The sequence below is a fragment of the Streptomyces sp. NPDC050485 genome, assembly GCF_044458185.1.
GTDB lineage: Bacteria > Actinomycetota > Actinomycetes > Streptomycetales > Streptomycetaceae > Streptomyces.
Genome location: NZ_JBITHR010000005.1, coordinates 168,176 through 193,526 on the forward strand (window position 1 = coordinate 168,176; position 25,351 = coordinate 193,526).

General features: G+C 72.1%; 23 protein-coding genes, 6 tRNA genes and 1 pseudogene. 10 read left to right on the plus strand and 20 right to left on the minus strand.

Annotated features, from left to right (window positions below; genetic code table 11):
• Positions 1 to 56 precede the first annotated feature (56 nt).
• The 3 genes from thrS to ACIBK6_RS12535 all read right to left on the minus strand — a co-directional run bounded on the left by thrS (position 57) and on the right by ACIBK6_RS12535 (position 4,000).
• The gene (gene thrS / locus ACIBK6_RS12525) at positions 57 to 2,033 is read right to left on the minus strand and encodes a threonine--tRNA ligase (RefSeq protein ID WP_399051173.1); all 1,977 of its coding nucleotides are present in this window, start codon (positions 2,031 to 2,033) and stop codon (positions 57 to 59) included.
• Between the two features lie 195 nt (positions 2,034 to 2,228).
• Entirely contained in the window at positions 2,229 to 3,422 is a 1,194-nt protein-coding gene (locus ACIBK6_RS12530) for a hypothetical protein (RefSeq protein ID WP_399051174.1), read from the minus strand.
• A complete protein-coding gene (locus ACIBK6_RS12535) occupies positions 3,422 to 4,000 on the minus strand; it encodes a DUF4365 domain-containing protein (RefSeq protein WP_399051175.1) in 579 nt (192 codons plus the stop codon). Before ACIBK6_RS12535 ends, ACIBK6_RS12530 begins: the two co-directional genes overlap by 1 nt.
• A gap of 191 nt (positions 4,001 to 4,191) precedes the next feature.
• Between ACIBK6_RS12535 and ACIBK6_RS12540 the strand changes: the two genes are divergently transcribed.
• A complete protein-coding gene (locus ACIBK6_RS12540) occupies positions 4,192 to 4,917 on the plus strand; it encodes a 3'-5' exonuclease (protein WP_399051176.1) in 726 nt (241 codons plus the stop codon).
• Between the two features lie 51 nt (positions 4,918 to 4,968).
• Here the strand turns inward: ACIBK6_RS12540 and ACIBK6_RS12545 are convergent.
• From ACIBK6_RS12545 to ACIBK6_RS12555, 3 genes are all read right to left on the minus strand, one after another.
• Positions 4,969 to 5,040 (minus strand) — tRNA-Val (locus ACIBK6_RS12545).
• Between the two features lie 73 nt (positions 5,041 to 5,113).
• Entirely contained in the window at positions 5,114 to 5,581 is a 468-nt protein-coding gene (locus tag ACIBK6_RS12550) for an SRPBCC family protein (protein ID WP_399051177.1), read from the minus strand.
• A 69-nt stretch (positions 5,582 to 5,650) separates the two neighbouring features.
• Positions 5,651 to 5,722 (minus strand) — tRNA-Val (locus tag ACIBK6_RS12555).
• Positions 5,723 to 6,013: 291 nt separating this feature from the next.
• On the opposite strand from ACIBK6_RS12555, the gene ACIBK6_RS12560 reads away from it, so the two are divergent.
• A complete protein-coding gene (locus tag ACIBK6_RS12560; protein WP_053723613.1) occupies positions 6,014 to 6,430 on the plus strand; it encodes an SsgA family sporulation/cell division regulator in 417 nt (138 codons plus the stop codon).
• Between the two features lie 197 nt (positions 6,431 to 6,627).
• Entirely contained in the window at positions 6,628 to 7,185 is a 558-nt protein-coding gene (locus ACIBK6_RS12565) for a CGNR zinc finger domain-containing protein (protein ID WP_399051178.1), read from the plus strand.
• 31 nt (positions 7,186 to 7,216) lie between these two features.
• Here the strand turns inward: ACIBK6_RS12565 and ACIBK6_RS12570 are convergent, their stop codons facing one another.
• Both ACIBK6_RS12570 and ACIBK6_RS12575 read right to left on the minus strand, forming a co-directional pair.
• Positions 7,217 to 7,390: a hypothetical protein gene (locus ACIBK6_RS12570; protein ID WP_399051179.1), complete on the minus strand. Its 174-nt coding sequence runs from the start codon at positions 7,388 to 7,390 to the stop codon at positions 7,217 to 7,219.
• 147 nt (positions 7,391 to 7,537) lie between these two features.
• Positions 7,538 to 7,987 (minus strand): hypothetical protein, encoded by a 450-nt coding sequence (locus ACIBK6_RS12575; RefSeq protein WP_399051180.1) that lies wholly within the window; start codon positions 7,985 to 7,987, stop codon positions 7,538 to 7,540.
• A gap of 140 nt (positions 7,988 to 8,127) precedes the next feature.
• On the opposite strand from ACIBK6_RS12575, the gene ACIBK6_RS12580 reads away from it, so the two are divergent.
• Positions 8,128 to 8,646: a DsbA family protein gene (locus tag ACIBK6_RS12580; protein ID WP_399051181.1), complete on the plus strand. Its 519-nt coding sequence runs from the start codon at positions 8,128 to 8,130 to the stop codon at positions 8,644 to 8,646.
• A gap of 1 nt (position 8,647) precedes the next feature.
• Here the strand turns inward: ACIBK6_RS12580 and ACIBK6_RS12585 are convergent, their stop codons facing one another.
• The 3 genes from ACIBK6_RS12585 to ACIBK6_RS12595 are packed head-to-tail and all read right to left on the minus strand — an operon-like array spanning position 8,648 to position 11,400.
• Positions 8,648 to 9,481 carry a GNAT family N-acetyltransferase gene (locus ACIBK6_RS12585; protein WP_399051182.1) on the minus strand — a complete coding sequence of 278 codons (834 nt, stop codon included), beginning with the start codon at positions 9,479 to 9,481 and terminating at the stop codon, positions 8,648 to 8,650.
• Between the two features lie 41 nt (positions 9,482 to 9,522).
• On the minus strand, positions 9,523 to 10,344 hold the full coding sequence (locus tag ACIBK6_RS12590) for an aminotransferase class IV (protein WP_399051183.1): 822 nt from the start codon (positions 10,342 to 10,344) through the stop codon (positions 9,523 to 9,525).
• The gene (locus ACIBK6_RS12595) at positions 10,345 to 11,400 is read right to left on the minus strand and encodes a chorismate-binding protein (RefSeq protein WP_399051184.1); all 1,056 of its coding nucleotides are present in this window, start codon (positions 11,398 to 11,400) and stop codon (positions 10,345 to 10,347) included.
• 191 nt (positions 11,401 to 11,591) lie between these two features.
• Here ACIBK6_RS12595 and ACIBK6_RS12600 point away from each other — a divergent pair.
• The 4 genes from ACIBK6_RS12600 to ACIBK6_RS12615 all read left to right on the plus strand — a co-directional run bounded on the left by ACIBK6_RS12600 (position 11,592) and on the right by ACIBK6_RS12615 (position 11,970).
• Positions 11,592 to 11,664, plus strand: a tRNA-Gly gene (locus ACIBK6_RS12600).
• Positions 11,665 to 11,703: 39 nt separating this feature from the next.
• Positions 11,704 to 11,777, plus strand: a tRNA-Cys gene (locus tag ACIBK6_RS12605).
• A gap of 1 nt (position 11,778) precedes the next feature.
• Positions 11,779 to 11,850, plus strand: a tRNA-Val gene (locus ACIBK6_RS12610).
• Between the two features lie 45 nt (positions 11,851 to 11,895).
• Positions 11,896 to 11,970 (plus strand) — tRNA-Val (locus ACIBK6_RS12615).
• Between the two features lie 214 nt (positions 11,971 to 12,184).
• Here ACIBK6_RS12615 and ACIBK6_RS12620 read toward each other — a convergent pair.
• Together ACIBK6_RS12620 and ACIBK6_RS12625 are read right to left on the minus strand one after the other, a co-directional pair.
• Entirely contained in the window at positions 12,185 to 12,394 is a 210-nt protein-coding gene (locus ACIBK6_RS12620; protein WP_399051185.1) for a hypothetical protein, read from the minus strand.
• Between the two features lie 200 nt (positions 12,395 to 12,594).
• Positions 12,595 to 12,873, minus strand: coding sequence for a hypothetical protein (locus tag ACIBK6_RS12625; RefSeq protein ID WP_399051186.1), 279 nt, complete (start codon positions 12,871 to 12,873; stop codon positions 12,595 to 12,597).
• Positions 12,874 to 13,073: 200 nt separating this feature from the next.
• Here ACIBK6_RS12625 and ACIBK6_RS12630 point away from each other — a divergent pair, with 200 nt between their 5' ends.
• Positions 13,074 to 14,264, plus strand: coding sequence for a serine/threonine-protein kinase (locus ACIBK6_RS12630; protein WP_399051439.1), 1,191 nt, complete (start codon positions 13,074 to 13,076; stop codon positions 14,262 to 14,264).
• Between the two features lie 85 nt (positions 14,265 to 14,349).
• On the opposite strand, the pseudogene ACIBK6_RS12635 reads toward ACIBK6_RS12630, so the two are convergent.
• Positions 14,350 to 14,600, minus strand: a pseudogene (locus ACIBK6_RS12635) (TrmH family RNA methyltransferase); the annotation flags it as partial.
• 204 nt (positions 14,601 to 14,804) lie between these two features.
• On the opposite strand from ACIBK6_RS12635, the gene ACIBK6_RS12640 reads away from it, so the two are divergent.
• On the plus strand, positions 14,805 to 15,965 hold the full coding sequence (locus ACIBK6_RS12640) for a hypothetical protein (protein WP_399051187.1): 1,161 nt from the start codon (positions 14,805 to 14,807) through the stop codon (positions 15,963 to 15,965).
• 125 nt (positions 15,966 to 16,090) lie between these two features.
• Here ACIBK6_RS12640 and ACIBK6_RS12645 read toward each other — a convergent pair whose 3' ends face one another.
• From ACIBK6_RS12645 to ACIBK6_RS12670, 6 genes are all read right to left on the minus strand, one after another.
• Positions 16,091 to 16,978 carry a TrmH family RNA methyltransferase gene (locus ACIBK6_RS12645; RefSeq protein WP_399051188.1) on the minus strand — a complete coding sequence of 296 codons (888 nt, stop codon included), beginning with the start codon at positions 16,976 to 16,978 and terminating at the stop codon, positions 16,091 to 16,093.
• Between the two features lie 110 nt (positions 16,979 to 17,088).
• Positions 17,089 to 18,309 (minus strand): uroporphyrinogen-III C-methyltransferase, encoded by a 1,221-nt coding sequence (cobA, locus tag ACIBK6_RS12650; protein ID WP_399051189.1) that lies wholly within the window; start codon positions 18,307 to 18,309, stop codon positions 17,089 to 17,091.
• 268 nt (positions 18,310 to 18,577) lie between these two features.
• Positions 18,578 to 21,883 (minus strand): nicotinate-nucleotide--dimethylbenzimidazole phosphoribosyltransferase, encoded by a 3,306-nt coding sequence (cobT, locus tag ACIBK6_RS12655; protein ID WP_399051190.1) that lies wholly within the window; start codon positions 21,881 to 21,883, stop codon positions 18,578 to 18,580.
• A gap of 345 nt (positions 21,884 to 22,228) precedes the next feature.
• Positions 22,229 to 23,431 (minus strand): precorrin-6y C5,15-methyltransferase (decarboxylating) subunit CbiE, encoded by a 1,203-nt coding sequence (gene cbiE, locus ACIBK6_RS12660; RefSeq protein ID WP_399051191.1) that lies wholly within the window; start codon positions 23,429 to 23,431, stop codon positions 22,229 to 22,231.
• Between the two features lie 158 nt (positions 23,432 to 23,589).
• A complete protein-coding gene (locus tag ACIBK6_RS12665; RefSeq protein WP_399051192.1) occupies positions 23,590 to 24,234 on the minus strand; it encodes a GNAT family N-acetyltransferase in 645 nt (214 codons plus the stop codon).
• Between the two features lie 203 nt (positions 24,235 to 24,437).
• Positions 24,438 to 25,301 carry a MetQ/NlpA family ABC transporter substrate-binding protein gene (locus ACIBK6_RS12670; RefSeq protein ID WP_399051193.1) on the minus strand — a complete coding sequence of 288 codons (864 nt, stop codon included), beginning with the start codon at positions 25,299 to 25,301 and terminating at the stop codon, positions 24,438 to 24,440.
• Positions 25,302 to 25,351: the final 50 nt, after the last annotated feature.

The window sequence follows — 25,351 nt, forward strand, 5'->3', positions numbered from 1 at the left end:
CAGCGGCCCCCGGGAAGCGGGGCTTCCCGGGGGCCGTGCGCGCGTACGGCAGGACGTCAGATCTGCGTCCGCTCCACGACGATCTTCTCGATCTTCGCGATGGCCTCGGCGACCGGGATGCCGTTCTCCTGGGAGCCGTCGCGGTAGCGGAAGGAGACCGCGCCGGCGGCCATGTCCTCGTCACCGGCGATGACCATGAACGGCACCTTCTGCTTCTGCGCGTTCCTGATCTTCTTCTGCATGCGGTCGGACGAGGCGTCCACCTCGACCCGCAGCCCCTTGGCCTTGGCCTGCTTCGCGAAGTCCTGGAGGTAGGGGATGTGGGCGTCGCCGATCGGGATGCCGACCGCCTGGACGGGGGCCAGCCAGGCCGGGAAGGCGCCCGCGTAGTGCTCCAGGAGCACCGCGAAGAAGCGCTCGATGGAGCCGAACAGGGCGCGGTGGATCATCACCGGGCGCTGCTTGGTGCCGTCGGGGCCGGTGTACTCCAGGTCGAAGCGCTCCGGCAGGTTGAAGTCGAGCTGCACGGTCGACATCTGCCAGGTGCGGCCGATCGCGTCCTTGCACTGCACCGAGATCTTCGGGCCGTAGAAGGCGGCGCCGCCCGGGTCCGGGACCAGCGGCAGGCCCTGCTTCTCGGCGACCTGGCGCAGCGTCTCGGTGGCCTCCTCCCAGATCTCGTCGGAGCCGACGAACTTCTCCGGGTCCTTGGTGGAGAGCTCCAGGTAGAAGTCGGTGAGGCCGTAGTCGCGCAGCAGACCCAGCACGAAGGTGAGGGTGCGGTCGAGCTCGGCCGCCATCTGCTCCTTGGTGCAGTAGATGTGCGCGTCGTCCTGGGTGAAGCCGCGGGCCCGGGTCAGACCGTGCACGACGCCCGACTTCTCGTACCGGTACACGGTGCCGAACTCGAAGAGGCGCAGCGGCAGTTCACGGTAGGAACGCCCGCGCGCATCGAAGATCAGGTTGTGCATCGGGCAGTTCATGGGCTTGAGGTAGTAGTCCACGCCCTCGTCGAGCTGCATGGGCGGGTACATGCCCTCGGCGTACCAGTCCAGGTGGCCCGAGGTCTCGAAGAGCTTCCCCTTGGTGGCGTGCGGGGTGTAGACGAACTCGTACCCCTCCTCCTCGTGCCGGCGGCGCGAGTAGTCCTCCATGACCCGGCGGATGATGCCGCCCTTGGGGTGGAAGACGGCGAGGCCGGAGCCGATCTGCTCGGGGATGGAGAACAGGTCGAGCTCGTTGCCGAGCTTGCGGTGGTCGCGCTTCTCGGCCTCGGCGAGGAACTCCAGGTGCGCCTTCAGCTCGTCCTTGGAGGGCCAGGCGGTGCCGTAGATGCGCTGGAGCATCGGGTTCTTCTCGCTGCCGCGCCAGTAGGCGGCGGCGTTGCGCATCAGCTTGAACGCCGGGATGTTGCGGGTGGTGGGCAGGTGGGGACCGCGGCAGAGGTCCTTCCAGCACAGGTCCCCGGTCTTGGCGTCGAGGTTGTCGTAGATGGTCAGCTCGCCGCCGCCCACCTCGACGTCGGCGCCGTCGTCGGACGAGGCCGAGCCCTTGATGCCGATGAGCTCCAGCTTGTACGGCTCGTTCGCCAGTTCCTCGCGGGCGGCCTCGTCGGTGACGACGCGGCGCGAGAAGCGCTGGCCGCGCTTCTGGATCTCCTGCATCTTCTTCTCGACGGCCTTGAGGTCCTCGGGCGTGAACGGCTTCTCGACTTCGAAGTCGTAGTAGAAGCCGTCCCGCACCGGCGGGCCGATGCCCAGCTTCGCCTCGGGGAACAGCTCCTGCACGGCCTGGGCCATGACGTGCGCGGTGGAGTGGCGCAGGATGTTGAGGCCGTCCTCGGAGGAGATCTCGACGGGCTCGACCTCCTCGCCGTCCCGCACCTCGTACGCCAGGTCCTTCAGCTCCCCGGCCACCCGGGCCGCGACGATGGTGCGCTCACCGGCGAAGAGCTCGGCGGCCGTAGTGCCCGTCGTCACCACGCGCTCTTCCCGCTCGGAATCGCGTTGGATGATCACACGGACGTCTGACACCGGACTTCTCCTGCCGTAGGGGGCGCGCAGCGTGCCGCGTACGCGAGACGATCCTACCGAGCCGGTGGGGTACGCCGCGAAACGGTTAACGGGCGCGCATCGGTCGGCCGTGGGATCCGACTCGGCGGCGCAGGCACCACGCGCGCATCGGTCCGCCGTGGGATCCGGCGCCGCTCAGCAAGGCACCCGGGCACCTCAGTCGGCCGTGGAGTCCGGCTCGGCTCCGCAGGCCTCCTCGAAGAAGTCCAGGTTCTCCTGGAGCGACTTCATCAGGCGGTCCCGCTCGGCATCGTCCACCTGCACCGGAGTCACCTCGCGCACCCCCGAGAGCCGGCGGAACCCGCCCCGGCTCTCCAGCCGCCCCACCACCCGGACCGGCAGCCCCACCAGATGCGCGTGCCCGGCGATCCGGTACGCCTCCTCGTCGAGCTCCATCCGGACGTGCGGGACCTCCGCCCCGGCCAGCACCCGCAGCCGTACGACGCCCGGCCCGCGCGGCCCCGAGCGCCGCAGCCGCACCACGGCCCCGGTGATCCGCACGGGCACGGACGGCTCGTCGCTCAGGTAGCGGGCGCCCGCCGCGCGCAGCGCGGGCAGGTCCCCGGGCGAGAAGTCGACGGGTTCGGGCCGGGGCGCACAGCCCGTCGGCACCCCGGCCGCCGGCGCCCATTCGAGGGCGATCCGCACGCCTTCGGTGCCGTGCACCAGGGCGACCACCGCCTCGGTCAGCTCCCGGCTGACCCCGGCCCGCACGGCCGCGTCGAAGGCCTCCATACCGGCCGTGGCGCGCTGGTAGTCGACGGCGTCGCGGACCGCGTTGAGCGCCTCGTACAGCCGCACCACCGCGGGCCGCCCGGACGCCACCGGTACGAACGCGGTGAGCCGGCCGTCGGGACCCGGGCCGGCCAGCACCTCCGCGAGGGAGGCCAGCGCCTGCCTGCGGTGCCGCGCCCCGTAGTACCCGGCGGGCCCGCGCACCGCCAGCGCGCCCGCGAGCAGCATCCGGTGCGCGGCGCCGCGCAGTTGCTCCTGCTCGCTCCAGGAGGCGGTGCCGAGCGGCCCTTGCGGCACCTCGCGCCACCACCGCACCTCGTCGCTGGGCACCGCGAGCGAGACGAGGACTTCGCGGGCGGAGGGCGCGGCGCTGCGGGCGAGCGCCGTCAGCGCCTCGCCGAGCAGGTCCTCGCAGTCCGGGTAGGCCCGGCTCTCGGGGACCAGCAGACTCGTACCGGAACCGATCGCGCCGGGCGGGGTCCAGCGGGCGTACCGCCCCGCCGCTCCCCCGCGCCGCCGCCAGCCGTGCCGGTGCAGCAGCGCCCCCAGGACGGCCGGGTCGACCTGGCCGGCAACCGGCGGGGCCGCCGCGGACTCTCCGTCGGACCAGCGCATCAGGGCCTCCCTCCCACCCCGACCCGCGTCATGATCTCGCAGAGCGCGCGGTCGTCGAAGATCCGCGAGGTCGGTATTCGCACCGTGGTCCTGCGCCGGCCGGTCACCGGTTGTCCGGCCAGATTGGTCCAGTAGCAGCAGTGCCGCAGCGCCAGGCGGTCGTGGCCCGCGCACAGCCACTCGTCCCGGCTCCTCGGCGCCAGCATCACCACCAGGATCTTGTGCACCGACACGGGCGTGCGGGCCAGCTTCACCAGATGGTCGTTGTCCAGCGTGAACGAGAAGGCCCCGCCCGGCGGATGCGGCGGAATCTGGTACGTGCACTTGAGCTGCACCTTGATCGTCACTTCGTCGTCGACCGTGTGGCCGGGAGCACTGTGGCTCACGTGCCAGTCGATCCCGTTGTCCGGAAAGGGCTGCGAGAGCGAACACCCCGCTGCCGCCGCCACCGCGTGCAGATAGCCCACCTGGAGGGTCTCCATGCAGGCGGTGGTGGCGAGTGAGCCGCGCAGCGGTGCGATCCGCTCGGGCAGCAGACCGTGCCCGGGCGCGGCCGGATCGGGCTGCGCGAGCGCCATGGCTGTCGTATGCCTTCCGGACTGTGCCGAACTTCTCCCCGTGACGGACCGTCAACTGCCAAGTCCGTCACCTGTGTTGTCTCCGCACTCCGAGCCCCGCAAACGGCGTATGTCGCAAACAGCACGGGTATCACGGAATCGGGCAGGGGAAGCACGCCATCTGCCGGGAGTGCGCGAGGAGTTGATGAGACATGACGTGCTGGTACGAGGGTCCCCTGGCGGCATTCGACACCGAGACCACCGGGGTCGACGTCGAGGAGGACCGGATAGTCTCGGCCGCGCTGGTCGTCCAGGACGGCCCGGGTGCGCGGCCGCGGGCGACGCGCTGGCTGGTCAATCCGGGCGTTCCGGTCCCGGCGGGCGCCACCGCCGTACACGGACTGACCGATGAGCACCTCCAGTTGAACGGGCGCTGGCCTGCCCCCGTGATGGAGGAGATCGGGAAGGGCCTGGCCGAGCAGTGCGCGGCGGGCCGGCCGCTGGTCATCATGAACGCGCCGTTCGATCTGACGCTGCTCGACCGGGAGTTGAAGCGGCACCGCGCCGCCTGTCTGGACCACTACCTCGACGGGGATCCGCTGCGCGTCCTGGACCCCCGGGTCCTCGACAAGCACCTCGACCGCTACCGCAAGGGCCATCGCACCCTCACCGACCTCTGCGCCCACTACGGCGTGACACTGGAGGGCGCGCACGACGCGGCCGCCGACGCGCTGGCCGCCCTGGAGGTCGTACGGGCCGTGGGGCGCAGGTTCGCGGCCCGTCTGGAACGGCTGTCGCCAACCGAGTTGCACACCTTGCAGGCGACCTGGCACGCGGCCCAGGCGCGCGGCCTGCAGGCCTGGTTCGCCCGGCAGGGCACTCCGGAAGTGGTGGACACGGCCTGGCCGCTGCGCCCCGAACTCCCGGCGGCGGCTTGAGGACCGGCAGCAAAAAGGCCGGTCCGTCAGTGACGGACCGGCCTTTCCCGGTGGGCGATACTGGGTTCGAACCAGTGACCTCTTCGGTGTGAACGAAGCGCTCTCCCACTGAGCTAATCGCCCGGGAACGGACTGAACAATACAGTCCCCCACGCCCAGCTTTCAAACCGCCCGCCCGTCACCCGACCACCGCCCCTCAACGACGCGCTCCGCGCGGCTGCTCCCGATCCAGCCGGCGCCGGAGTCCCCTGCGCCCGGACCTCATCATCAGGGCGTGGTTGGCGCGGAACAGCGGGCGGCCCGGCACCGCGAGCCGCCGCATCAGCGGCTTGCGCACCTCCACCTCCTGCTCGTAGACGGCCCGCGTGCCCTCGCCGTGCGCGCACAGCGTCCAGCGCGCCCAGCCCTCCAGGTCGCCGCTCAGTTCGACCTCCAGGACCAGCGCCGCCGGATCGCGGCGACCCTCGCGGGCGGTGACGAACAGGTCGTACGGGATGAGCGAGCGGAGCCGGGCGGTGGCGGTGTCGTCGTCCACCGGGGTCACCTCGCGGACCTCGGGCCACCACCGCGGGTACTCCTCGGCACGCTCCAGGACCGCGTACACGGCGGCGGGCTCGGCGGGCAGTTCCCAGACGCTGCGGAAGCGGTAGCGGCACCAGTCCATGCCCCCAGTCTGCCCGGGAACACCGAAGGCCCCGGAGATCGAGATGATCTCCGGGGCCTTCGGTCCGGGTGGGCGATACTGGGTTCGAACCAGTGACCTCTTCGGTGTGAACGAAGCGCTCTCCCACTGAGCTAATCGCCCGGGCGCACCGCAAACATTACCCCATGTCAGCGGGGCCCTTGACCACGCGCGGTGACGTCCCGCGCGGGCCGTTCGTCACTCTCCGTATCCAGGCGGCCCAATCCGGTGTACCGGTGTCCGGAAATGGATTCACCGAAATGGACCTATCACTCAAAGTAATAGTCGGCCGTACGAGCTACGTGAAGGCCCGCAAAACGGTCAGAGGGGTTTACAACGGCACCGTAGGTGGCATGTCGATTTCGCCGACGTGCGAATCCCCGAGCGCACACTGAGCGAAAGGCCCTGGCGCTTATGAACACCACGGTCAGCTGCGAGCTGCACCTGCGCCTCGTTGTGTCGAGCGAGTCCTCACTGCCTGTACCCGCGGGCCTGCGGTATGACACGGCCGATCCCTATGCCGTGCACGCCACCTTCCACACCGGAGCCGAGGAGACCGTCGAGTGGGTATTCGCCCGCGACCTCCTCGCCGAGGGCCTGCACCGGCCCACCGGAACCGGCGACGTCAGAGTCTGGCCGTCACGCAGTCACGGCCAGGGCGTCGTCTGTATCGCCCTGAGCTCGCCGGAAGGAGAAGCCCTGCTCGAAGCCCCGGCGCGGGCCCTGGAGTCGTTCCTGAAGCGGACCGACGCCGCGGTGCCACCCGGCACCGAGCACCGTCACTTCGATCTCGACACGGAACTCTCGCACATCCTGGCCGAGAACAACTGAGGCCACGGAGAGAGCCGCACGGCGCCGTCCGACTCGGGGCGACGGCGCCGCGCGGACAACCACATAACGGCAGAACACCGGCGCCGCCCACCACGAAAGCCGTCGTGGGGGACGGCGCCGGTGCGCTGACAGCGCGAGCCGCTAGAGTCGGCCAGCATCCGACGGGCGCCCGCCCGCCGCAGGCCAGGGAGCGAATCGTGCTGATCCCTCACGACACCAGGATCGCCCTCGACATGGTGGTCGATCTGGTGAACACCGCACCGGAGAGCGAGGCGACGGACCGTCTCGCGGACGTGGCCGCGCTGTACGACTTCGTCCAGGACCACAGCGTGAGCGGTGTGGAGCGGCTCTCCCGCCACGACCTCCTGGGCGTCCAGGGGGTCCGGAGCAGGTTCGCGGAGATCTTCGCGGCGCCCGACGCGCACAGCGCCGCCGAGCTCGTCAACCAGCTGGTCGCCGCGGCGGGCACCACCCCTCAGCTGACCGACCACGACGGTTACGACTGGCATGTGCACTACTTCGCGCCCGGCGCCTCGGTGGCCGACCACCTGGCCGCGGACGGCGGCATGGCCCTCGCCTTCATCGTCGTCACGGGCGAGCAGGAACGTCTTCGCAGGTGCGAGGCGCCGGACTGCGGACGGGCCTTCGTGGACCTCTCCCGCAACCGCTCCCGGCGCTACTGCGACAGCCGGACCTGCGGCAACCGCCTGCACGTCGCCGCGTACCGGGCCCGCCGCAAGGAAGCCGCGGGCTGATCCCGGCCGGATCCCGGGAGCGGTCGGGCTCTCATAGCAGGAAGAGGTCGTGCACGGCCGCCATGAGCAGCAGACAGCCGATCACCCCCAGGAAGATCATCAGGGGCGGCTGGGAGAGCGCGTAGAGACAGCCCCGCGCCTGAGGGTCGGGCGCGCTCGGCTTGTCGGTCGGTGCAGGGGTGGAGCCCTGGGAAGTGTCCGGCATCTCGGGGCGATCATGACCCACCCCCACCGCATGGGTATACCAACACGCCCATAACAAGCGGGAGTTCGCCCGATCTTGTCGCGCGCCCGGAAACGGCCGCGCGGGGGCGCCCACGCCCCGGCGCGCCCGTCCCCGGAAAGCTCCGGGTCAGATGCCGTGCTTCTTCAGGATGGCCTCGATGTCGCTGAAGTCCTCGCTCGCGGCGGGCTTCGCCTTGGCCTGCGGTACGGGCTGGGCGGCCGGCGTACGGCCGGTGCCGAGCGAGGGGGCGGAGGCCGCGGGGGCGACCGCCTCGCGCTGGGCGGCCGCCGCGGCGGCCTTGCGCTCCTTGCGGGTGCCGCCGCCGCGCCGCTCGATGGCGCGGGTCGTCATGAACAGCAGCCAGGCGACCCCGAGCAGCCCGAAGCCGATCCACACACTCGGCTTGAAGACGATGCCTGCCACCCACTGCACGACACCGGTCATGACGAGACCGACGGGGACCAGCGAGTAGGCGGCGATGCGCGTAGCCGCGAGGAAGCGCTTGCGGTACGCCGTGACGGCAGCGATGCCCAGTCCGGCCGCGGACACGGCGGAACAGACGGTCTCGGCAAGCATCCGGTTCCTCCAGGCGTGCGGGTATGGCTTCCTTCCATCCTGCACCGGAACCCAGCCGGCGGGCCACGGTGAACCGCGACCTCAGGGAGATCTCCGGGGCGGGATCCTCCCCAGGTCCCGGTTGCTGGAAGACTGGCCCCATGAGCGACACCACCTCCGGCAGCACCGCGGCCCCCGTCGTCCTCGACGTGTGGTGCGAGCTGCAGTGCCCCGACTGCCGCACCGCCCTCGACGACATCCGCGCGCTGCGCGCCCGCTACGGCGACCGCCTCGACATCCGGCTGCGGCACTTCCCGCTGGAGAAGCACAAGCACGCCTTCGCCGCCGCCCAGGCCGCCGAGGAGGCCTTCGAGCAGGGTGAGGGCTGGCCGTACGTGGAGGCCGTGCTCGCCCGCACCGAGCGCCTCGCCGAGCAGGGCGAGCGCGTCCTGGTGCGGACGGCGGGCGAACTCGGCCTGGACGCCGACGAGTTCGAGACCGCCCTCATCGACGGGCGGCACATCCTGATCGTCGACGCGGACCAGGCGGAGGGCAAGGCGATCGGGGTGAGTGGCACTCCGACGTACGTCATCGGCGACGAGCGGCTCGACGGCGGCAAGAGCCAGGACGGGCTGCGCGCCCGCATCGAGGAGATCGCCGACCGGCTGCTCGCCCAGTAGCTCAGAGCAGGCTCTTGTACTGGTGGTATCGGGTGGGCCGGTAGCCCAGCGACTCGTAGAGGCGCAGCGCCGGGACGTTGTCCGCGAAGACGTGCAGGCCCAGCGTGTCCGCCCCGCCGGCCAGGGCCACCCGCTCCGCGAGCAGCATCAGCGAGCGGCCGTGGCCCCGGCCCCGGTACTCCTCGGCGACCCGCACGTCGAAGACGTACGCGCCCTCCGCGGGTAGCGCACTGCGGCCCACCCAGACGCTACCGACGGCGGTCCCCCGGTCCTCCAGGACCCGGAAGTGCGCTCCGGCGGTGGCGACGCCGTCCGGCAGCAGCCTGCGGTGCTCCGAATCGGCCTTGTTCCGGGCCTGCTCGGCGGGCACTCCGCGGTCGATCCAGCTCTGCGCGAAGCTCTCGACGTCCGCGCGCTCCCATCGGTCGAACTCGCCTGCGGTCATGGGCCGTCCGGCGGCACCGGCGGGCAACTCGGGTGCGGCGGGCGGGAGTTGCTTGATCATGTTCCGGCCGCGTTCGGTGTAGCCGAGGGCGGCGGCCATCCGCAGCGCCGCCGCCGCGTCCGCGGGCACCGAGAGGCTGACCTGGCCGCAGCCCCAGCCGCGCAGCACTTCCTCGGCGGCGAGGGCGGCGACGGTGCCGCGCCCGCGACCCCGGTCGGCCTCATCGATCCGCAGACCGTCGATCCGGCCCATGGCGGCCCCGAACCGGGCGTCGGTGGCGATCTCGATCCGTCCGACGCGTCTGCTGTTCACACACACGTCGTACGTACGCGACTTGGCGCCGTCGGCGCCCTGCTGGAGCGGCCCGGTCGGCCGAATGGTGGTGGTCATCAAGGCCGTTGTACCTGCCCCGGGGCCGCGCGTCACCGGTTTTACGGGTCCAGATCGGATCCGGCCCGCTCGTCGAAGATCCGCATGGCCTTCGCGGTGACCGGACCGGGCGCCGGAGTCAGCTGCCGCCCGTCGACGCGGTGCACGGCCTGCACATCGCGCAGGGTGGAGGTCAGGAAGATCTCCTCGGCGCTCTCCAGGACGTCCAGCGGCAGTGTGGTCTCGTGCGCCCCGGTCCATTCGACGGTCAGCGCGCGGGTGATCCCGCCGAGGCAGCCGGAGGCGAGCGGCGGGGTGTGCAGCTGCCCGTCGACCACCACGAAGACATTGGAGCCGGTGCCCTCGCAGAGCTGTCCCGCGGTGTTCGCGAAGAGGGCCTCGGAGGCGCCCTCGCCGTGCGCCTTCGCGAGGGCGACGACGTTCTCGGCGTACGACGTGGTCTTCAGGCCCGCGACGGCGCTGTGCTCGTTGCGGGTCCACGGGACGGTGATCACGGCGGTGGTGTCGGGGCGGCGCGCGCTCTCGCCGAGCGCGACGACCAGGGTCGGCCCCGCATCGCCCCGGTCGGAGCCGAGCGGCGAGAGCCCGCCGGTGTAGGTGATGCGCAGCCGGCCGAGCGGCACCGGGTTCGCTTCGACGACGGCCGCGCAGGCGCGTCGCACCTCGTCCAGGTCCGGGTCGGGCAGGCCGAGGCCGCGGGCCGAGCGGGTCAGCCGGTCCAGATGGCGGGTGAGCGCGAACGTCCGCCCCTGCGCCGCCTTCACCGTCTCGAAGACGCCGTCGCCCACGGTGAGCCCGTGGTCGAGGACGGACACCCGCGCGGCGTCGGCGCCCCGCAGTGCGCCGTTGACCCAGATCTGCATTTACCCGGTCCTTCCCGTGTACCCGCCCTGGGCATACGCGCCCGACGCTACCGCGAGCAGTCGCGACGCCTTCAGCTCGGTCTCGTCCCACTCCCGCTCGGGGTCCGAGCCCCAGGTGATGCCCGCCCCGGTACCGAAGCGCAGCACGCCGAGCTCCCGGTCGATCCAGAACGTACGTATGCCGACGGCGAGCTCGCCCCGGCGCCGGTCCGCGTCGACCCAGCCGATGCCGCCGCAGTAGGGGCCGCGGGGCGCGGTCTCCAGGGCTTCGATGATCCGCAGTGCGCTGGACTTGGGCGCCCCGGTGACCGAGCCCGGCGGGAACGCGGCACCGAACAGCTCCCGCCACCCGGCCCCCTGCCGCAGTTCGCCGCGCACGGTGGAGACGAGGTGGACGAGGCCGGGGTGCTCCTCGACCGCGCAGAGCTCCGGCACGGTCACCGAACCGGTGGCGCAGACCCGCCCCAGGTCGTTGCGGACGAGGTCCACGATCATCACGTTCTCGGCGTGGTCCTTCTCCAGGAGGTCCGCCGCCGTCCGCCCGGTCCCCTTGATGGGCCCGGACTCCACGGTCCGCCCCGTGCGCCGCAGGAACAGCTCGGGCGAGGCGGTCGCGATCTCCACTCCGTGCGCGGGCAGCCGGATCGTTCCGGCATAGGGCGCGGGGTTGCCCCGGGCGAGCAGCGCGGTGAGCGCGTCCACGTCGGCCGCCGCCGGGTCGGGCAGCGGCGCGGTCAGCACCCGGCAGAGGTTCGCCTGGTAGACCTCGCCGGCCGCGATGTGCTCGCGGATGCGGCGGACACCGGCCGTGTACGCGGCGCGGTCGAGGGAGGACGTCCAGTCGGCGGCGGCAGGCCCGCGCCAGGCGCCGGGGACGGGCGCGGGCACCGGCCGCGTACGGACGTCACCGAAGCGGGCGCAGACGAGGCGGCCCTCGAAGTCGGCGGAGACGGCCCAGAAGCCGGTGGAGTCCAGGGCCTCCGGGTCGCTGGTGACATCACGCAGGTCAGAGGCGACGAGGCCGCCGAAGCGGGCCAGAGGAGCGAGGTCGGGCACGGGTGCGAGTCTATGACCGGTGCGGACGGGGTGCCCCTGAGCGGCCGGGAGGCGAACAGCCGCCCGGACCCCGGCCCGGGCGCCGACCAGGCGTAACGCAGCACGCTGCACAAACGCGTTTTTGTACTGGCCCGGGAATCCGCTAGAGTTCAACACGTCGCCGGGACGCGCAAGCCGAACGGAAACGACAAGCGGACGTGGCTCAGTTGGTAGAGCATCACCTTGCCAAGGTGAGGGTCGCGAGTTCGAATCTCGTCGTCCGCTCGGTGTGGGGGATCTTCCCGAACCCCCATATGCACTCCTGGTGGAGTGGCCGAGAGGCGAGGCAACGGCCTGCAAAGCCGTCTACACGGGTTCAAATCCCGTCTCCACCTCCAAGCGCGATTAGCTCAGCGGGAGAGCGCTTCCCTGACACGGAAGAGGTCACTGGTTCAATCCCAGTATCGCGCACGCAGTAACACGAAGTAACCGGTCCAGCAGGCTTGGGACCGTCCCGCGCGATTAGCTCAGCGGGAGAGCGCTTCCCTGACACGGAAGAGGTCACTGGTTCAATCCCAGTATCGCGCACCAACCGGACCCCCGGCCTTTACGAAGGCCGGGGGTTCTGTCGTTGCGGTGCGTCGTGGTGCGTCCAACTTCCGTATGCGCAAAAGGCGTTGCCCGATCGGCTCCCCAGCCGATCGGGCAACGCCTTCTACTGCCGTCCGCCGCACCCCCGTCCCCACGGGGCTGAAATGGCCGGATGTCCCCGACCCGGTCCGCTCTACCGGGTCCGGGGCGCCGCTCAGCGCCCCAGCATCACGCCCACGGACGACGCTTGTGTGACCACCGCGTCCCAGCCGCCGAAGACGACTACGAGCAGGGCCGCCAGGGGAAGGACCATGGCCATCGCCACCAGGGGGTGGCGCGGGCCGGAACGACGGGCACCGAACGCGGCGCTGTACGCCCTGCGTCCCTGCGTACGGATGATCGTCCGCGCAGCCGTGTCCGCCATGGTCCTCTCCTGTTCGTTTCATCGGTGCGGTTGGCAGCGGCGGGCGTCTGACCTCGGGGGACGAGTGCTCCACCCGCCGCTTGACTTCAACAGTAGGGATCCACGCGGCCGAGGACGTCATGCCCTCGTACCTATCTGCGGGCCTCCCAGGGGATGAGCCCTCCCCCCTGGACGTACTCCCCTGGGTGGAGACGGGACCCCTACGTCTTGGGGTCTTCCCGGAGGGGCCGGGCCTGGGCGCGGGTCTCCGCCTCCCCCGCGTCCTCCCTGGGGACGGGCTGCTCGACCAGGGCGAGCACCCTGGTGGCCATGAAGCGGGCCGTGCGCACGACCGTGCCGCTGCGGGTGACTTCGCTCACTTCCACCACCCCCCGACGGACCGCCGTCTCCACCCTGCGCCCCGCCCGGCTTGCCACCACTTCGTACGTCCGGGTCGTGTCTCCCGCGTCCACCACTATCTCCACCCGGTCACCCTTCATTGATCCAAACCCCCTTCTGCGACGGACCGTTGAGATCTCGCACGGGTCAGCAGCCATGGATCCGGGGCCTGCTGACCACTCTTCAAGTTTCCCACCCGGCACTGACAATCGCCCGGCCCGCGAGGGCGCGGCCTATGAGCACACCGGGCGGCGGGTACGTAAGCTGTGCCACGTCAACAGGACTGGCAGCGGGGATGAAAATGGCGATGATGCGGCTCCGGCGCGAGGACCCGCGTGTCGTCGGCTCGTTCAGGCTTCACCGGCGTCTCGGCGCGGGCGGCATGGGGGTCGTGTACCTCGGTTCCGACCGGCGCGGGCAGCGGGTGGCGCTGAAGGTGATCCGGCCCGATCTCGCCGAGGACCAGGAGTTCAGGTCCCGGTTCGCCCGTGAGGTCTCCGCGGCGCGGCGGATCCGGGGCGGTTGCACGGCCCGGCTGGTCGCCGCCGATCTGGAGGCGGAGCGGCCCTGGTTCGCGACGCAGTACGTTCCCGGGCCGTCCCTGCACGACAAGGTCGCCGAGGAGGGCCCGCTGACGGCCGCCGAAACCGCCGCGATCGGGGCCGCGCTGTCCGAGGGCCTGGTCGCCGTGCACGAGGCCGGGGTCGTCCACCGGGACCTCAAGCCGTCCAACATCCTGCTCTCCCCGAAGGGGCCCAGGATCATCGACTTCGGGATCGCCTGGGCGACCGGCGCCTCCACGCTCACCCATGTCGGCACGGCCGTCGGCTCCCCCGGCTTCCTCGCGCCCGAGCAGGTGCGCGGCGCCGCGGTCACGCCTGCCACCGACGTGTTCTCGCTCGGCGCGACGCTGGCGTACGCCGCGATGGGCGACTCGCCCTTCGGGCACGGCAGTTCCGAGGTGATGCTCTACCGCGTGGTCCACGAGGAGGCGCAGCTGCGCGGCGTTCCCGACGCGCTGGCCCCGCTGGTGCGGGCCTGTCTGGCGAAGGATCCGGAGGAGCGCCCCAGCACGCTCCAGCTGTCGATGCGGCTCAAGGAGATCGCCGCCCGGGAGGCCCAGGGCGGTCTGCACGGGCACCCGGCGGCCCTGGACGTACGTCCTCCGGTGCAGCGCGAGCGCGTCGAGCAGGACCGGCCCACCGGGCGGCTCGACGAGCGCACCCAGCCGTACACCCAGGGCGGCCGGAACACGGGAGCGTCGGCGTCCCGGTCCGGGCCCCGCACGGGCGGCTCGGCGCCGCGCACGGGTGGCTCGCGTCCTGCTGGGCCGCGCAGCAACGCCTCCCGTCCGGGAACGCGGCCCGGGGCGCGCACCTCGGGTGGTGGGCTGCGGCCCGCCAACCCCCGGCTGCTTCGGCAGCGGCTCACGGTGTTCGTGCTGGTGACGTTGATCGTGCTGCTGGGGATTGCTGCGGTCAAGCAGTTCTGAACGTTCTGCCGAGGCGTTGTTTTGGGGTGCGGGCCGTCTTGGGCTGGTCGCGCAGTTCCCCGCGCCCCTTTGGGGCCCGCCACCCTCACGCCGTCGGGCGGCCCGTCGCGACCGCGGAGAAGGCGACCGCCGCCGCGCCACGTTGAGCGAGTCGACGCCGTGCGCCATCGGGATGCGTACCCACTCGTCGGCCGCTACCAGCGCCTGCCGGGACAGGCCGTCGCCCTCCGCGCCCCTCGACACCTTCACCGGGCGCCGGTACAGCGGGTCGGCGCAGTCCGGCGAGAGCAGGACCGCGTCCATGCCGAGGGCGGCGGCGCTGCGGAAGATGGCGCCGCCCGTCTTCCCTGGCCGCTGACGTCAGCCTCGCGGTGGGCGACTGCACCGGGCAACGCAAGGCCGAACCCGCCCGGACGCCGAGGTGAACAGTGCCTCGAAAAGGGATCCGACACTTGTCCAGCCGGGCGGTGTCGTTCAGGGTGACGGGGGCCCACGCAAGCCGCAGGGCCTCCCCCCATTATCTTTTCGCTGGAGCGACCCATGTCCCTGCGCAAGACCGCTCGCGCTTCCCTCGGGGTCCTGTCCGCCGTCACCGCGCTCTCCGCCGTGGCCGTCCCGGCCGCCATGGCCAACGAGGCCGCGCCCGCGTCCAAGCACGACGCCCCAGCGGGCACCCATCTCAAGCTCACGCTCTTCGCGGCCGCCCCGACCGGCTACAAGAGCCCCGACGACCTGACCCGCCTGGGTGACGTGCTCTACGTCGCCTACCAGAACAACGCCGCTGCCGACGGCACCCCCGCCGGCAGCAAGACCGACATCGTCGGCTTCGACGTCAAGACCGGCAAGGCGCTGCGCCACTGGGTGCTGCCCGGCCGCGTCGACGGCCTCACTGCCGACCCGCGCAACCACCGCCTGCTGGCCACCGTGAACGAGGACCTCAACTCCAGCCTCTACACGATCACCCCGACCCGCACCTCCGGGATCGTCCAGCACTACAACTACAGCCCCAGCCCGGCCCAGACCGGCAGCGACGGCACCAACGGCGGCACCGACGCACTCTCCGTGGGCGCCAACGGCACCGTCTACGTCGCGCACTCCAACCCGGACACCTCCCTGCCGGGCGCGAACAACACCGCCGCGACGTACACCCTGAAGCTGTCCGGCAGCACCGCGAAGCTGACCCCCCTCTACGGCGTCAACGACACGGCCGCCGTGATCAACCCCGCCAAGGGCGCCCCGGCCAAGGCCAAGCTCGGCCTGACCGACCCGGACTCCAACCGCTGGGTCCCCGGCCGCGACGGCGGCACCCTGATCCAGGACGCGCAGGCCGACAGCAAGCTGGTCTACGTCTCCGACCTGGACGCCCAGCACCCGACGGTCCGCCAGCTGAACCTGGTCAACGCCAAGACTCCGAGCAAGGGCGCGGCCACCCCGCAGCTGGACGACATCGAGCCGGTCAGCGGCGACGGCACCCTGTTCGTCGTCGACTCGGCCGCCGGCAAGATCTACAAGGCCGACACCAAGGGCGTCCGCCCCGGCACCCTGTTCGCCTCCCAGCCCAAGCCCAAGGACGGCGACCTGCCCAACGACCCGGCCCTGGCCGTCGTGGACCAGCGCACCGGCGTGGTGACCCACCTCGACGTCAACGTCACCCTGCAGAGCCCCAAGGGCCTGCTCTTCGTCCCCGGCGACCAGCGCTGACCGCTGACATGTGACGAATGACCAACTGTGGCCCCGGTCCTGGCCTCACCGGACCGGGGCCACAACGCTGCGGAGCAAACAGCTGACCGGCGCCTCGCTCTCACCAACGGAGTCCTGGATTGGGCCTAGAGCCTCGTCGCGTAGAAGGCCACGGCAGAGGCCGCGGCGACGTTCAGGGAGTCCACCCCTGCGGCCATCGGGATCCGGACCCATTCATCGGCCGCACGCAGGGCGTCGATCGACAATCCGTCGCCTTCGGTGCCGAGCATGAGCGCCAGCTTCTCATACCGGCGGGCGGCTAGTTCGTCAATCGTGATCGACTTCTCGCCGAGGCACAAAGCAGCCGTCACGAAGCCTTGCCGGCGGAACAGCTCGATGTCCTTCGGCCAAGAGGTCAGCCGGGTCCAGGGAACGTGGAAGACAGCACCCATCGACACCTTCACGGCCCGCCGATAGAGGGGGTCGGCGCAGCGTGGCGTGAGGAAGACGGCATCCACGCCCAGAGCGGCCGCGTTGCGGAAGGCAGCCCCCAGATTCGCGTGATCAACTATGTCCTCGAAGATGGCGACGCGCTGACCTGCACCTTTCTGTGGGCCCAAAGGCAACATCGCACCGATGTCGGTGTGGTCGTCGACCGCCTCCATGACCACCACCCGGCGGGCGGTGGTGAGGAGTTCCTCGGCGGCCAGGAGCGGCTTGCGCTGCATGGAGGCGAGCGCGCCGCGGTGCACGTGGTAGCCGGTGACGCGCTCGGCGAGGTCCGGGCTGACCGCGTACACCGGCGCCGGGAGCTCGTCGATGACGTCCCGCATGACGTCGACCCACTTGGCCGAGAGCAGCATCGAGCGCATCTCGTAGCCGGCGTCCTTGGCCCGTCTGATGACCTTCTCGCCCTCGGCGATGAAGAGGCCCTCGGCGGGTTCGCGGCGGCGCCGCAGCTCCACGTCGGTCAGGCCCGTGTAGTCGCGCAGGCGGGGGTCGTCGGGGTCCTCGATGGTGATGAGATCGGCCACAGGGTGATACTGCCTTGTCCTGGGTGTGGTGCCAACGGCTGGGACGGAGATGCGTTACCGGTGGTTACGGATGCGCATTCCAGCGGGGCACGGGTGCGGGTTCGCGGTGGTTACGGGCGCGGGTTCACGGTGACGACATCGCCGATGACGATGACGGCCGGGGGCTTCACTTCCTCGGCCCTGGCGACCTCGCCGACGGTCGCCAGGGTGGCGTCCACACGGCGCTGGGCAGCCGTGGTGCCTTCCTGGACGAGCGCGACCGGCGTCTGCGGGTTCTTACCGTGCGTGATGAGCGCCTGGGCGATCGGACCGATCTTGTCGACGGCCATCAACAGCACGAGGGTGCCGCGGAGTTGGGCCAGCGACTTCCAGTCGACCAGAGAGCGCGGGTCGTCCGGTGCCACATGGCCGCTGACCACCGTGAACTCATGGGCCACGCCCCGGTGCGTGACCGGGATCCCGGCGGCGCTCGGCACCGAGATGGAGCTGGAGATGCCGGGCACCACCGTGCAGGCGATGCCGGCCTCGGCGAGCGCCTGGAGCTCTTCCATGCCGCGGCCGAAGACGTACGGGTCGCCGCCCTTGAGCCGGACCACCGCCTTGCCCGCCTTGGCATGCTCGATCAGCGCGTTGTTGATGGCCTCCTGGGCCATGAACCGGCCATACGGGATCTTCGCGGCGTCGATCACCTCGACGTGCGGCGGGAGTTCGTCCAGGAGGTCGCGGGGGCCGAGCCGGTCGGCGATCACCACGTCCGCCTCGGCGAGCAGCCTGCGGCCGCGCACCGTGATCAGGTCCGGGTCGCCGGGCCCGCCGCCGACCAGTGCGACGCCCGGGGTGCGGGTGCGCTGCTGCGGGGCGACGAGGGTGCCGTCACGCAGGCCCTCCACGACCGCGTCGCGGATGGCGGCGCTGCGGCGCGGGTCGGGGGTGTCGGTGGTGAGTACGGCGACCGTCACGCCCTCGGAGCGGCCGGTGGCCGGGGTCCAGGCGGTGGCGGCGCTCGCGTCGTCGGAGCGTACGCACCAGACGCGGTGGTCCTCGGCCTCGGCGGAGATCTGCTCGTTGGCCTCGGCGTCGGCGGTCGCGACCAGGGCGTACCAGGCGTCGGCCAGGTCGCCGTCCTGGTAGCGGCGGCGCACCCAGCGGATCTCGCCCGCGTCGGCCATCGCCTCGACGGAGGGGGTGGCGCTCGGGGAGATCAGCGTGACGTCGGCCCCGGCGGCGATGAGGGCCGGGAGGCGGCGCTGGGCGACCTGGCCGCCGCCGATGACGACGACTCGGCGGCCGGTGAGGCGGAGGCCTACGGGGTACGCGGGGTGTTCGACCATGGCGGCGGTGCTCCTCGGGCGGGGCTTGCGTGAGGTGGGCCGCTGCGGCGGTGAAGCGGCTGGTGGGAGGGGTACGCGATCCCGCGGGACAGCCTAGGGGGTGTCCGGTGGATCTGGGCCGCGCCCCCGGCCGTGATCCGCGGGCCACTCCCTGAGGGACGAGCGGGTGGGGCGGCACGGGCAGAGCCAGGGTGCCCAGGGCGCTAGCGGTGGGGCGGCACGGGCAGGGGCCGGGGTCAGCACCCCGGCCCCCCCTCGTGCGTACGTGCTACTTCTCGGTGACGCCCGCGGAGTCGAACGTCGCGACCTCGTGCATCGCGCGGGCCGCGCTCTGCACCACCGGCAGGGCGAGCAGGGCGCCCGTGCCCTCGCCGAGGCGGAGGTCGAGATCGACCAGGGGGCGCAGACCCAGCTTGTTGAGGGCCGCGACGTGGCCGGGCTCGGCGCTGCGGTGGCCGGCGATGCAGGCGGACAGCACCTCGGGCGCGATCGCGCGGGCGACCAGCGCGGCCGCCCCGGTGCTGACGCCGTCGAGGATCACGGGCGTACGCAGTGAAGCACCGCCGAGCAGGAAGCCGACCAGGGCCGCGTGCTCCAGGCCGCCGATCGCGGCGAGTACGCCGATCGGGTCGGCCGGGTCCGGCTGGTGGAGGTCGAGGGCACGGCGTACGACGTCGACCTTGCGGGCGTGCGTCTCGTCGTTGATGCCGGTGCCCCGGCCGGTGACCTCGGCGGGGTCGACGCCCGTGTACAGGGAGATGAGGGCGGCCGACACCGTGGTGTTGGCGATGCCCATCTCGCCGGTGAGGAGCGCCTTGTTGCCCGCTGCCACGAGGTCGCGGGCGGTCTCGATGCCGACCTCGATGGCGGCGATGGCCTCCTCGCGGGTCATCGCGGGGCCGGTCGTCATGTCGGCGGTGCCCGGTCGTACCTTGCGGGGCAACAGGCCGGGCGTGGCCGGGAGTTCGGAGGCGACACCCACGTCGATGACGCAGACTTCGGCGCCGACCTGGTTGGCGAAGGCGTTGCAGACCGCGCCGCCGCCGAGGAAGTTGGCGACCATCTGGCCGGTGACTTCCTGGGGCCAGGGGGTGACGCCCTGCGCGTGCACGCCGTGGTCGCCCGCGAAGATCGCGACGGCGGCCGGCTCCGGGATCGGCGGCGGGCACTTGCGCGAGAGGCCGGACAGCTGCGCGGAGATGATCTCCAGCATGCCGAGCGCGCCCGCGGGCTTGGTCATCCGCTTCTGGCGCTCCCAGGCCTCGCCGAGCGCCTTGGCGTCCAGCGGGCGGATGTTGGTGACGGTCTCCTCAAGGAGGTCGTGCGGGTCCTCGCCGGGCAGCGCGCGGCGGCCGTACGTCTCCTCGTGGACGACCCAGGACAGCGGGCGGCGCTTGGACCAGCCCGCCTGCATCAGCTCGGGCTCGTCCGGGAACTCGTCGACGTAGCCGACGCAGAGGTAGGCGACGACTTCGAGGTGCTCGGGCAGGCCGAGGGCGCGGACCATCTCGCGCTCGTCGAAGAAGGAGACCCAGCCGACGCCGAGGCCTTCGGCGCGGGCGGCGAGCCACAGGTTCTCGACGGCGAGCGCCGAGGAGTACGGGGCCATCTGCGGCTGGGTGTACCGGCCCAGGGTGTGCCGGCCGCCGCGCGTCGGGTCCGCGGTGACGACGATGTTCACCGGGGTTTCGAGGATGGCCTCGATCTTCAGTTCCTTGAACTGCTTGGCCCGGCCCTTGGGCAGCGACTTGGCGTACGCCTCGCGCTGGCGCTGGGCGAGTTCGTGCATGGTGCGGCGGGTCTCGGCGGACCGGATGACCACGAAGTCCCAGGGCTGCGAGTGGCCGACGGAGGGCGCCGTGTGGGCCGCCTCCAGGACGCGGAGCAGCACCTCGTGCGGGATGGGGTCGCCGCGGAAGCCGTTGCGGATGTCGCGGCGTTCGCGCATGACGCGCAGCACGGCCTCGCGCTCGGCGTCGTCGTAGGCGGGGGCGGCGGGCGGCTGCTCGGGCGCCTCGATGATCTCGGCCGACTCCTCGGCGGGCTCCGCGGATCCGGTCGCGGGTTCGGCGACCGGCTCCGGCTCGGCGGCGGGCCGCGGCGCGGCGATCACTTCGAGCGCCTCTTCCACCGCGGCCGGGGCTTCGGGGGCCGCTTGCACGGCCGGTTCGGCGGCCGCCGCGGGCTGCCCCTGCTGCGGTACGAGTACGGGCGCGGGGGCCTGGACCGGCGCTGCGACGGCAACCTCGGCCACCGGCTGGGGCGGCTCGGGCGCGGGCTCGGCCGCCGGCTGCGGTGCCTGCTTCTCGGCAACGGCTTCCGGCACGGGCACGGCGACCGGCGTTGGGGCCGGGCTCTGCGCCACCGCGACCGGCTCGGGCTGGGCGGCGGGGGCTTCGACGGGCGCGGGCTCGGCGGCCACCGGCTGCGGGGGTACGGCTTCGGCGACGGGCTGTGTCACGACCGGCTCGGCGGCGGGGGCGGGCTCGACCGCGATGGCCTCGGCGGGGACGGGCTCGGCGAAGGCCGGTCCGGCGGCCACGGGTTCGGCGGCCGGAGCCGGGGCCGGAACCTCGGGGGCGACCGGCTCGACGGCGATCGGAGCGACCGGCTCCGGCTGGGCGGCGGCCGCGCCGGGCTCGGGGGCGTGCTGAACTGCCTGCGGTCCCGGTGCCTCCGGCGCGGGAGCGGCCTGGACCGGCGCGGGCGCAAGATGGGGGGCGGTCGGGACCGAGCCGTCGACCGGCACGAACCGGCCCACCGGCTGCGGCTGTCCGGGCTGCTGCGCCGCCTGCTGGGCGACGAGCTGGTCCACGAGCAGCGCGGGCTGCCCGACGGGCTGCCCCGCATGCTGGGCGGAGTGTTCGGCGGGCTGCGGCGGAACGGCCGGAACCTGTGCCCGGACCGCGAGGTCCTCCGGGACGACCGTTTCTGCAGAGGGCAGAGGGGTGTTGAGTGACTCGTGGGGCGCGGAGCGCTGCTGAGGCGTCCATGCCATCCCGGCCTGCGGGGGGAGCTCCCCGAGCTGCGGTCCGGGCAGCTGAGCCGCGGGCTCCTCGCGCGGGACATCGAGGTACTCGGGGCCGGCGGTCGGCGGGCCCGGGGTGCGCACCGGCGCCGGGTTCACGGGCGTGCCGGCGGCCGGGCCCCGGTCGGCGAGGGAGCGTACGACGCCGGCCGAGGCGTCCGGCACCTGCGGGCCGAGGTGGAGCGGGCGGCGGGCGGGCGGCGGGCTCGCCCCGGCGGGCGCCTGGGCCGCGACGCGTACGCCGCCGAAATCGACGGAACCCGTGTCGCGGCCGCCGGTCTCGTGCGCGCCGGGTTCGGCGGCGGGGCCGGGGGCGGCCGGTGCGGGCGGCACGTGGGCCGTGACGGGCGCGGGCGTCGACTGCGGGTCGATCCAGGCGCCCTGGGCGCCCGGCATCAGCAGCAGATCGTCGTCTTCCACGGCATTCGCCGAGCTGTCTGCGGGATCGAGGAAGGTGTAGGCACCGGGAGCGGGGACGCCCGGCTGTTCCACCATGCCTGCGTTCTCCGGCAGTCCCTCGCCCGGGACCTGGCCGGTGTCAGTCATGCGTACCCCTTGCCCATCTGTAGTGCTCCTTCGGCCTGCGCCCGGGACCGCACGCTGGGCGGCACCCGTCGCTCAGAACGTGTGCGCCGCGCGGTGCGAACGGCCCGCAGGCGTCAACGACACCATGCATTGTCGCGGGCCTTCGCCGCCGTGGCGGTCAGTCTCGGCCACGGACCGTGTGGGCTGCGCCACGTTGCGCGTCCCCCGGATGTGCCGTACCGCGAACGGGGTTCCAAAGCGGTTCCCTGTTCCGGACATTGGCGAGCGGAACGCCGAACGGCCGGGTGCGGTACAACGATCGGCCAGCCTACCCCCAGCGACGCGCCGGAAGGGTCACGGGGATCTTTACTTCCGCCTTCCGGAGAGCAGGAAGACGACCGAGCGTTCGCGCTCCGACCAGGCGCTCGTGTCGAGGTCGACCGATTGGAGGAGCGCGCACTCGACTTCGTATCCGCCGGCGCTCAGCGCGGCGCCCACGGCCTCGGCCTCGTCGCGGGTGGCCGCGTGCGTCACGATGCGCTCCGGCCTGCGATCCGCGCACGCCTCCACCACGGCCGCGCCCCCGCCTCCGACGCGTACGACGTCGGGCTCGGGCAGCGACTCCAGGACGTGGGGGGCCCTGCCGCGGACGACCTGGACCTGAACTCCGAAGCGGCGGGCGGCCGATTCGGTGCGCGCGCAGGCCTCCGCGTCCTCGTCGACGGCGATCACAGCGGCGCCGAACCGGGCCGCCTCGGCGGCCAGCGCGCCGCTGCCGCTGCCGATGTCCCAGACGAGGTCGCCGATGCGCGGGCCGAGCCGGGCGAGTTGGGCGGCGCGCAGCTCGGTGGACTCGCCGGAGCCGAGCCCGGTGCCGTACTCGCGGGCGGGCAGCGCCCAGCCGCGCAGCGCGGAGGGGTACCCGGGGGCGGGTCCGGCGAGCCAGCCGTCGCCCTCGGTCGCCGGGCCGCCGCCGAGGACGATGACGACGTTGGGGTCGCGCCAGGCGTGGTCGGCGGCGTTCTCGGAGGTGAGGACGGTGACCTGCTCGCGGTCGCTGCCGAGTTCCTCGCAGATGACGAAGGTGCGGTGGACCCCTTCGAGGAGCAGCGCGAGTTCGGCGGGTCCGGCACCGGGCGAGGTGAGGACGGCGACCTTGGGGTGGGCGCGGCAGACGTTGACGGCGCGGCGCAGGGTGCGGGAGTGGGCGACGACGACCTGGGCGTCGTCCCAGGGCATTCCGGCCCGCGCGAAGGCGGCGGCGACGGCGGAGACGGCGGGCACGACCTCGACCTCCAGGCCGTGCTCGGGCGCCCTGAGGGTGCGTACGACGCCGAAGAAGCCGGGGTCGCCGTCGGCGAGGACGACCGCGCTGCCGCGGTGTCCGGCGATGCGGCGGGCGGCCAGGCTCACGCTGCCGAGCCGGATGCGCTCGGCGCCGGCCGGTACTTCGGGGAGCGCGAGGTGGTGTGCGGCGCCGGCCACCAGGGTGGCCGCGGAGAGCGCGGAGGTGGCCGCGGCGGTGAGCGGCGAGCCGTCCCAGCCGATCACCGTGACGCGGTCGGCCATCGTCGTCAGTCTCCAGATGTCGTCGCAGGTCGGGGCGGCCCGGCTGATGCGCCGGGTACAGATCGAGGGTAGCCGCGGATTTCCGTTCCGGTCGGCGGGCGTGGGCCGGTTCCGGTCGGTGGAGCAGCCGTACTCCGGTCGCCCAAGGGCGTTTCCGGTCAGTTCCAGTCGGTGAAGGAGGCGTATCCGGCGTCCGCGAACTGGTCGGCGACGCCGTCGAGGTCCTCCGGGAGCAGGCTCCAGACGATGAGGTCGGTGCGGAAGTCCGTCCAGCCGCCGTCCTCCGTCTGGGTCCGGGCTATCCAGGCGTTGCGCAGGACGCCCTCGCTGATGCAGCCGATCTTCTGCGCGACCTGCTGGGAGGCGGTGTTGTCGGCGGCGGTGCGCAGCTCAAGGCGCTCGAACCGCTGGTCCCTGAACAGCCATTGGGCGGTGGCGAGCACGGCTTCGGTGGCGTAGCCCTCGCCGCGCGCCCAGGGCCCCACGACGTAGCCGACCTCGGTGGCCCGGGTGCGCCAGTTGGTCTTCTGGAGGTGGACGATGCCGACGAGGCGCTGGGTGAGGAACTCGGTGACCGCCAGAACGATTCCTCGGCCCGCGGTGCGTGCGCCGGGGGCGATGTGGCGGACCCAGTCCTCGGCGTCGCGGGCGGTGTAGGGGTGGGGCACCGAGGTCCAGGCGACGGTCTGCTCGTCGTTCATCATCTCGATGAGCGCGGGGATGTCGGCGTCGTCGAAGGGGCGCAGCACCAGCCGGTCCGTGCTGATGGAGATGTCCGGGAACACCGGAAGGGGGGTTGTCATGTGCCGCTCCATGCCGTGGACCGCCGTGAGGCCGTGGTGACCGCGGGGGCCGTGGGGCTCCCGGGGACCGTCGGCCGTAAAGGACCGTAAAGGCACAGCATGCAGCATCGGGCCCGCCGGACGCATGGCCGGGTGCGCCTTGCGACGAAGGTCCCGGGCACCCTGGGGGCGTCCGGGACCTTCGTACTGCCGTGCCGGGAGCGCTACTTGGCGGCGCCGAACGCGGGGACGACCGAGCCCGCGTACTTGTCGGTGATGAACTTCTTGACCTCGTCGGAGTTCAGGAGCTTGGCCAGCTTCTGGATGCGCGGGTCGTTCTCGTTGCCCTGCTTGACGGCGAGGAAGTTGGCGTAGGGGTTGCCGGCCGCCTTCTCCAGGGCGAGGGCGTTCTTGGCCGGCTTCAGGCCGGCCTCGATGGCGTAGTTGCCGTTGATGACCGCGGCGTCGACGTCGTTCAGGGCGCGGGGCAGCGTCGCGGCCTCCAGCTCCTTGAACTTCAGGCCCTTGCTGTCCTTGATGTCGGAGAGCTTGGCCCCGGCGCCCGCGCCGTCCTTCAGCGTGATCAGGCCGTTGGCGGCGAGCAGTTGGAGCGCGCGGCCCTCGTTGGTGGTGTCGTTGGGGACGGCGATCGTCTGGCCGGACGCGATGTCCTTGAGCGACTTGACCTTGTGGGAGTAGACGCCGAGCGGCTCCAGCTCCACGTCGACGACCGGCACGATGTGGGTGCCGTTCTTCTTGTTGAAGTCGTCCAGGTAGGGCTTGTGCTGGAAGAAGTTGGCGTCGACCTGGCCCTGCTCGGTGGCGGTGTTCGGCAGGACGTAGTCCGTGAACTCCTTCACCTCCAGCTTGAGTCCGGCCTTGGCCGCCAGGTTGTCCTTGACGAACTTGAGGATGTCGGCGTGCGGGGTCGGGGACGCGGCGACGACCAGCGCCTTCGACTCGTCGGCCTTGGCGCCGTCCCCCTTGGCGGCCGGCTTCGGGTCGGAGGAGGAGCCGCAGGCGGTGAGGCCGACGGCGAGCGCGGCGGTGGCGAGGGCAGCAGCGGTGATCTTGGTGTTCTTACGCACGAAAAGTGCCTCTTTCTGGTGGTGCGGTGGGACGCCCGGACAAGGAGTGC